The sequence below is a fragment of the Candidatus Anaplasma sp. TIGMIC genome (assembly GCF_028204095.1).
Classification (GTDB): domain Bacteria; phylum Pseudomonadota; class Alphaproteobacteria; order Rickettsiales; family Anaplasmataceae; genus Anaplasma.
This window is the reverse complement of sequence record NZ_JAQLOH010000036.1, coordinates 1-8,152: the sequence shown is the minus strand read 5'-3', so window position 1 is coordinate 8,152 and position 8,152 is coordinate 1. Positions and strand designations below refer to the sequence as shown.

At 44.6% G+C, this 8,152-nt stretch carries 5 protein-coding genes and 1 pseudogene; 5 read left to right on the top strand and 1 reads right to left on the bottom strand.

The window, feature by feature from the left end; translation table 11 throughout:
* Positions 1 to 366 precede the first annotated feature (366 nt).
* The 4 genes from PGW94_RS03965 (at position 367) to PGW94_RS03950 (ending at position 7,069) form a co-directional block, all read left to right on the top strand.
* Positions 367 to 1,230, top strand: a complete 864-nt coding sequence (locus PGW94_RS03965) for a DHHA1 domain-containing protein (RefSeq protein WP_271758860.1) — start codon at positions 367 to 369, stop codon at positions 1,228 to 1,230.
* A gap of 124 nt (positions 1,231 to 1,354) precedes the next feature.
* On the top strand, positions 1,355 to 2,794 hold the full coding sequence (gene icd, locus PGW94_RS03960) for an isocitrate dehydrogenase (protein WP_271758864.1): 1,440 nt from the start codon (positions 1,355 to 1,357) through the stop codon (positions 2,792 to 2,794).
* Positions 2,795 to 2,910: 116 nt separating this feature from the next.
* Positions 2,911 to 4,668: a single-stranded-DNA-specific exonuclease RecJ gene (gene recJ, locus PGW94_RS03955; protein ID WP_271758858.1), complete on the top strand. Its 1,758-nt coding sequence runs from the start codon at positions 2,911 to 2,913 to the stop codon at positions 4,666 to 4,668.
* A gap of 1,153 nt (positions 4,669 to 5,821) precedes the next feature.
* Positions 5,822 to 7,069, top strand: coding sequence for a CCA tRNA nucleotidyltransferase (locus tag PGW94_RS03950; protein ID WP_271758856.1), 1,248 nt, complete (start codon positions 5,822 to 5,824; stop codon positions 7,067 to 7,069).
* Positions 7,070 to 7,350: 281 nt separating this feature from the next.
* On the opposite strand, the gene ndk is transcribed toward PGW94_RS03950, so the two are convergent.
* Positions 7,351 to 7,773 (bottom strand): nucleoside-diphosphate kinase, encoded by a 423-nt coding sequence (ndk, locus tag PGW94_RS03945; protein WP_271758862.1) that lies wholly within the window; start codon positions 7,771 to 7,773, stop codon positions 7,351 to 7,353.
* 245 nt (positions 7,774 to 8,018) lie between these two features.
* On the opposite strand from ndk, the pseudogene PGW94_RS03940 reads away from it, so the two are divergent.
* A pseudogene (locus PGW94_RS03940) lies at positions 8,019 to 8,152 on the top strand (XRE family transcriptional regulator); the annotation flags it as partial.

Here is an 8,152-nt window from a genome sequence, read left to right as displayed (position 1 = left end):
CACCTAGCGAAGTCTATCGAAGGTTTAAAGAATGAATGCAAGACTCACAGAATATTGCATCGTGAGGTTCCAAAACAACGGCCATAAGTTTGACTTTCATAGCTGCAGCGCACAAGAAGGCGAATCCTCTACGGGGTAATTTCGGGGTCTATGACGTTAGCGCAACACTGCAACCAAGCCTATTAGTTAACTCACCAGTCGCTGCAGCTTACCATCCGTTGTCTATGCCTTCGAGGCATAAATGACTGGCATAACAGTATATGGTATAGAAATTTACCGTGCGTGCATCGGCAATGGAAGCGATAATAAGTTGTAATACAGTTACTCTGTGATCAGCTATCGCAACCCTGGTATCTTTGATACCCAGTGCACACCGGCGGGCGCGTAGGTAATTCGAGTTTAGGAGCGAAGCTGTTATCGAGTGACGATGCGATAGAATGTAGTAGGATAGCTTCGGAATTGCTCAAATTAAATGAAGAAAGAAAAGAAATAGAAGGTAAAAGCTTATCAGAAGCTATGTCACAGGCTGAACGCCTAGTCTCAGAGGGCAAGAACATAATAATGGTCGCGGGTCCGTGGCATGTTGGGGTAATAGGGATAGTTGCTGGGCGTTTGAAGGAGCGTTTTTTCCTTCCATCAATAGTTATATCTCTTGACGGAGAAGTTGGTAAAGCTAGTGCGAGATCCGTATCAGGTATTGACATAGGAGCTGCTGTATTATCTGCAAAGGTGGAAGGGCTCATACCTGAAGGTGGTGGACATGAAATGGCTGCTGGATTTTCAGTTCATAAAGATCAGATAGATAGACTATATGAGTTTTTTCTAGACAGGTTTAAGGAAGCCAATATTCAAAAGGTTTTCTCTACCTATGGTGTACTGGCTCTTGAATCTCTTTCCGTATCCATGTGTAAAGAACTGCAGTTACTGGAACCTTTCGGGCCAGGTAACTCTGAGCCCAGGTTCATTCTTAGAAACGTTAGGATTAAAAGCCAATCCATAGTCGGCAGTAACCATGTGCGGTGTTTAATATACGACTCCTGGGGTGTTTCAGTCCGTGGCTTATGTTTCAAGTGTGTTGGAACTGAACTTGGGTTGCTTCTACTTCACAACAATATTTGTGTGCACCTGATCGGAAAAGTCAGCCTAAATCAGTGGCGCGGTAATGAGTTTTTGCAGTTCATTATTGATGATGTTTCACATTTTTACCAAAAAACCTACATGCGACGGTAACCACACAAAATTACCCCGTAACCTCGCTGACAGTACATATAGGATACAGTCTGGCAATGATTTTAGGAACTTCCTTACAAAGGAGATATACGATACAATACTCAGGGTTTATATGGGGAAATTTATGTCCGTTCCTATCACGGTGGCGTATGGCGATGGTGTAGGTCCAGAGATTATGGAAGCCGTGCTTTTTGTTTTGAAGGAAGCGCAAACTGATATCTCAGTAGAGGCGGTCGAAATAGGCAATGCTCAGTACCGACGCGATTGGCCTTGTGGTATTGCTCCGTCTTCTTGGGCATCCATAAAAAGAACAAAGGTTTTATTGAAGTCACCAACAATGACTCCTCAGGGCGGTGGCCACAAGAGCCTTAACGTCGCCTTGAGAAAAAGGCTTGGCCTCTATGCTAATGTGCGGCCGTGCGTTTCATATTTTCCTGTAGTAAGCACCGTCCATCCCAATCTCGATATAGTAGTCGTGAGGGAAAACGAAGAAGACACATATTGCGGCATGGAGTATAAGCTTTCGGAAGATGCACATGAATGCGTGAAACTTACCACAGTAACAGCATCTGAGAGACTCTGTGAATACGCATTTAATTATGCGCGGAACCATAAAAGAAAGAGGGTCACCTGCCTTGTAAAAGACAATATAATGAAGATGACCGACGGAACCTTGCGGAACGCATTTCACAAAGTTGCTGCAAAGTATCCAGACATCGCTTCAGACTACTATATAGTAGACATAGGCATGGCGAAAATTTCCTCTCAGCCCGAGGAGTTCGACGTAGTTGTGACAACAAATCTGTATGGCGATATATTGTCTGATATAGTCTCCCTAGCATCGGGATCCATAGGGCTGTCCGGAAGCGCAAATCTGGGCAGTGACTATTCTATGTTTGAGGCCGTACACGGCTCTGCTCCAGACATTGCGGGAAAAAATATTGCAAATCCCTCTGGGCTTCTTAATGCTGCAATACAAATGCTGGTACATATTGGACATACCAACAAGGCACAAGCAATCCATGATGCTTTTCTGAAAACTCTCGAAGACGGCGTACATACCGCGGATATATATAATCCCGATACGAGTTCGTCTAGAGCATCTACCACTGAATTTGCCCGTGCTATAGCCAAGAATCTCGGTGCAGTTCCTAGTAATCTCCGACGAATGTCAATCGAGGAGAATCCAGCCATGGTCGCAGGTACTGTCAGACCCGAAGCAAAGCCGAGAACATTTGTGGGTGTGGATGTAACAGTGCATTGGGCACATGACCCAACGCGCATAGAAGAGCTGGCAAAGTCTCTGTCAGAACTTGCGTCTTCGTCCTCTGCAGAGCTTAAAATGATTCATGCAAAAGGTATGGAGTTGTGGCCCAGCGCGCCTTACGCATTTTCGTACATTGATCTTTTAACTTGCAGGTTTTACTTATCCGAGTCACAAAACAAAGACAGTTCTCTGTCTATGGGGCAGTTGCTCATAGGGATTGAAAATCTAGGGCTTGACATAGCAAAAGCGACAAAACTCTATACCTTTGACGGAGTCCCTGGCTTCTTTTCCACATGAATTGGGAAATGCCCAAGCAATGGTTGGTGTTGTTGCGGTTAATAACACAAAACAATTGCTTGTGTTGAGTAGGTGTGCACAAAATCAGCTATCCCATTTTTTTATTAAGGGGTGGTATGTTGCAGAGCCTGGAAAGAGAAGATGTTGAGTGCGTAGGCATTGGTGGGACGTGCTGGAAAACGCGCCATGCCCCACACAGAGACGTTGTTGCAATACAGCAGAAGTATGGACTATGTGAAGTTGTAGCACGCGTACTGGCCATAAAACAGATTCCTCTATCCGAGATTAGAGACTTCCTGTTTCCCACACTGAAGCTACTGTTACCTGACCCATTCCACCTTTTGGATATGGATAAGGCAGTACGTAGGATCCTTGCAGCTTTGCGTAACGGGGAAAGGATAGTAATTTTTGGCGATTACGATGTGGATGGAGCCACTTCTTCAGCACTATTGAAGAGGTATCTGTGTGGTATAGGTGCTACAGTCAGGATATATATACCAGATAGGATAGAAGAAGGTTATGGTCCTAATTCTGCTGCGCTATTAGCGCTGAAAAATGAGGGATACAGCCTTTGTATAACCGTTGACTGCGGTACCGTAGCGCACGAACCCATATCTGCAGCAAAGCTCGCTGGGCTTGACGTTATAGTTGTTGACCACCATATCGGCGCGGCCACCCTACCCGACGCGGTTGCTGTAATAAATCCAAATCGTCTTGACGAAACCTCTACGTATACCTACTTGTCGGGTGTTGGAACATCTTTTATGCTACTAGTAGCATTGCACAAGACGTTGGTACAAGAAGGCTTTTTTAAGGCAGCAGACGTCCCAAATCTGATGCGTTATTTGGATCTTGTTGCCTTAGGTACGGTATGCGACGTTATGCCTATGGTCAAGCTCAACAGAGCATTTGTAAAACAGGGGCTGAAGGTGATGTCAGAGCGCGAAAATACTGGCCTCAGAATACTTGCAGATGCAATAGGAATAGAAGAGCGGCCAAGTGTTTATCACCTTGGGTTCTCTATAGGTCCCCACATCAACGCCGGCGGGCGCGTAGGTAATTCGAGTTTAGGAGCGAAGCTGTTATCGAGTGACGATGCGATAGAATGTAGTAGGATAGCTTCGGAATTGCTCAAATTAAATGAAGAAAGAAAAGAAATAGAAGGTAAAAGCTTATCAGAAGCTATGTCACAGGCTGAACGCCTAGTCTCAGAGGGCAAGAACATAATAATGGTCGCGGGTCCGTGGCATGTTGGGGTAATAGGGATAGTTGCTGGGCGTTTGAAGGAGCGTTTTTTCCTTCCATCAATAGTTATATCTCTTGACGGAGAAGTTGGTAAAGCTAGTGCGAGATCCGTATCAGGTATTGACATAGGAGCTGCTGTATTATCTGCAAAGGTGGAAGGGCTCATACCTGAAGGTGGTGGACATGAAATGGCTGCTGGATTTTCAGTTCATAAAGATCAGATAGATAGACTATATGAGTTTTTTCTAGACAGGTTTAAGGAAGCCAATATTCAAAAGGTTTTCTCTACCTATGGTGTACTGGCTCTTGAATCTCTTTCCGTATCCATGTGTAAAGAACTGCAGTTACTGGAACCTTTCGGGCCAGGTAACTCTGAGCCCAGGTTCATTCTTAGAAACGTTAGGATTAAAAGCCAATCCATAGTCGGCAGTAACCATGTGCGGTGTTTAATATACGACTCCTGGGGTGTTTCAGTCCGTGGCTTATGTTTCAAGTGTGTTGGAACTGAACTTGGGTTGCTTCTACTTCACAACAATATTTGTGTGCACCTGATCGGAAAAGTCAGCCTAAATCAGTGGCGCGGTAATGAGTTTTTGCAGTTCATTATTGATGATGTTTCACCTGTATGATAACGGTCCCGGATATCACATTTTGCACAACTTATCGCGCACACGAACAGATTTTAAACTATTCCTAACCCGCAAACTTGACAGTCGTGCCAGATCGCTAAGCACTTAACACACCGCTTTGTCTAGCAGACCAAACAGGTTCTGACCACAATGTATTAGAAGCACTACCGATGATATCAGAAGAATATTGGTTCTGGCGCCCACGTGGTTACGTTGCTCGCGGGCGACAATATTAATGTATTGGCACAAAAAAGCATCCAACCACCCCTCTACCGGTAACGTTACAAATGTGTATCCATCTTCCTATGGGTTAGCCTTTGATGTTTTTGCTACCCCCCCCCGGATTTTTTACCCACTTTGCTGCAATACCACTATTTGTAAGGTACACATAAACAGCTACAGGTAATTGATACATTTGCCGGAACACAGACTTCGTGCAACGGACTTAAATCCACTACAACTCAACGCAAAATCTAATTTCTCGCGTAAGTGCTTCATGCTGTGGGAACATGTGTGAGAAGCGCAAGTTTCAAACCTGCATTTGCATTGTTACACCAGGCAAGAGTTTGTGTTGCGTGCCCAAACCTACCTACGGAAAAGTCTCTCAAGCACAGCCGGAATATGTTATCTAACCATTTTTGGCACATGCACAACACGCTATTTTATCCTGAAATTAAGTGTGGCTCGAACTAAAAAGGCAGCGTGATGCGGGCAAGTGTTGTATAAATTCAGGATAAATATGACACAAAAAACTACAACCCTGTGCCCGTATCCTCTGTTCAATGCCTTGCTTCCCATGGCTAAATGCTCTGTGCAGCCGGAGCATACAATCCCGTAAGGTACCTATTCCTGCTTTTTGCTACATAAATGCAGCCATCCGAATAGACACATTGCGCACTGATGGTTCGAAGATTCACCTCATAACGCTTAACATCATATACTTGTGGATCTGCGTGTCACTGCCAAAGTAGCTACTAAGCGCAGTCATCAAACAAGTAACCGCCAAATAGGATTAGTTAATGTATGATCAGATGTAATTTTAGGAAAAACACTTGAATTGCATTCTAAATATTGCAGTTATCAGTTACTGTTCCTAACCTGTTGCCGAAATTTACTGCTTTTTGGACGCAAGTTTGCTAACATCGCAAGGGTGATGGCAAACATAAACATGGTAGAGAAATTAATCTGTAACCCGGGAGTAAAAAGAATAATAAAAGCATTAGAGGCTTTCGGTGGCAGCGCTCGATTGGTAGGAGGATGTGTACGAGATAGCCTCATTAGCAGAAGCACTACAGATATAGACCTCGCAACAGATCTTGTACCAGACCAGGTATCTACTGCACTAAAAGCAGCTAACATAAAGGCCATACCCACGGGAATAAAGCATGGCACAATCACCGCAATTACCGCTGGCATACCATATGAGATCACAACGCTGAGGCGCGATTCTGAGTGCGATGGTAGGCATGCGTTAGTAGTATTTACGGACGACTGGAAGGAGGATGCATCCCGAAGAGATTTTACATTTAACGCCCTATACTGCGACAAGCATGGCAAAGTTTATGATTATTTTACGGGAATCAGTGATCTTCAAAACAGACAAGTGGTTTTCATTGGAGACGCAGAGCAACGCGTAAATGAGGACTTTCTTAGAATACTTAGAGTATTTCGGTTTCATGCATCAATCTGCAGCGACAGCGTCCTGAGTCCAACAGTGACAAATGTATGCACGAAATACGCCAGTAAATTGGCGTCCCTGTCAAAAGAACGCATACGCTGCGAATTCTTCAAGTTGCTAGCATGTTCAAGTTGCGCCCCTACCTTGGCTGTGATGCAGGATTGTGGAGTGCTTTCACAAATTTTGCCATACGATGTGAACTTAGAACCTCTCAAGTCGCCACATCTTGTTGGAAGGTCTCCCATTGCTAAGTTTGCTGTGATGTTGAAAGCACACAGTCTCATACAGGACCCAGATATATTCACAAAACATATATCGAGTCTTTTCCGACTTTCAAAAAAGGAAAAAAAACTACTTGAAATACTGCTATATACTTCCCCTAATTTGCCTCTGTCTTCCGTGCAGCAGCAAAAGTATATGAATGCTTTGGGCACAGAGCTTTACAAAGACTTGGTAATTATGAGTTTCATAACAAATGATAAGCTCCCAGAAAGTGTATTGCTCTCCCATCTAGAAAGTGCAGTTATGTTCAAGCCCAGCTATATGCCTGTCTCTGGAAGCGACCTTACTAAACTGGGATACAAGGAAGGTAGACTTTTGGGTCAAGTACTCAAAGCTCTACGCGATACCTGGGAGCAAGATCCACAAAATGTCACGAAAGCACAGCTTCTCGTGATGGCAAAGTCTATGCTCGACGGTCGAGACTCTGACATCACGAATTAGCCCATAGGCATCTGCGCCTTCACGTTCCTAAACGGAAATACTCTGGGGCCCTAAGAAATACCCGATGAACTCTAAAATCTCGTCTTATGAAGATGCCCCGGTATCACATGAAACAAGCTGATTGCGCATCACTCTCCAGCTCCGGAATGAAAACAACACTTGCCATCCGATTACCGTGCACCCAGACAAGGCCCCTGCCGTGTTTCTAAGGCACATCAACAAAATGTTACCCATGCAACAAGTGCCACGCGAGAATCAGCAGCACAGTACCTAGAGCAGTCTTACCACTTAAGGATCTCGCACTCGCGGAAGAAGAACCTTATTTCCTTCTCAGCGTTCTCTAAGCTATCAGAACCATGCACACAATTAGCGTCTATACTCTCAGCAAAGTCACCACGTATTGTGCCCGGCTCGGCCGCTTTAGGGTCAGTAGCCCCCATGACTTTCCTGTACACACTCACTGCTGACTCGCCTTCCAAAACCTGAACTATCACAGGTCCAGACGTCATAAATCTAACTAGGTCCGCGAAAAATGGCCTGTCACTGTGCACATCATAGAACTCACTAGCCTGCTCGGGCGTGAGCTTACACAAGCGTTGCGCAACTACCCTGAGACCGGCAGCCTCGATGTAGGAGATAACCTGCCCTACAATGCTGCGTACCACAACATCAGGCTTCAATATGGAAAGCGTTCTTTCAACCACTGCTAAGTCTCCAGACCAAAATTTCGACATGCTAGCACAGAAAGCTACTTCATGGCAAGAACATAGCACACCCTCTTTCACGCGAGATATTACCCCCTTGTGTTCGGCTCTATATGTTTATCGTTGCTTTTATTCCTAAACTAGCATACTATTCACGGTTTTACGATCCCAACTACACATTAAATAACTGTTGCATTACTATTGTGTATGATTTATCCTAAGTTATCTGAGTAACACATGGGATAATGTTTATGACTTCTCAAGCACAAAACCAAAGTTCCATCCCCATTACCGCAGAGGGGAAAGTTAGACCCCACCCAGTTGACGAATATGTGGGAAGAGAAATAAAAAAACAGCGTATCATGAAGGGAATGAGCCA

What these genes read in the sequence shown, in the direction of transcription:
- icd (WP_271758864.1), top strand. Translation starts at nt 1,355, where the DNA reads ATGTCCGTTCCTATCACGGTGGCGTATGGCGATGGTGTAGGTCCAGAG.
- recJ (WP_271758858.1), top strand. Translation starts at nt 2,911, where the DNA reads ATGTTGCAGAGCCTGGAAAGAGAAGATGTTGAGTGCGTAGGCATTGGT.
- PGW94_RS03950 (WP_271758856.1), top strand. Translation starts at nt 5,822, where the DNA reads ATGGCAAACATAAACATGGTAGAGAAATTAATCTGTAACCCGGGAGTA.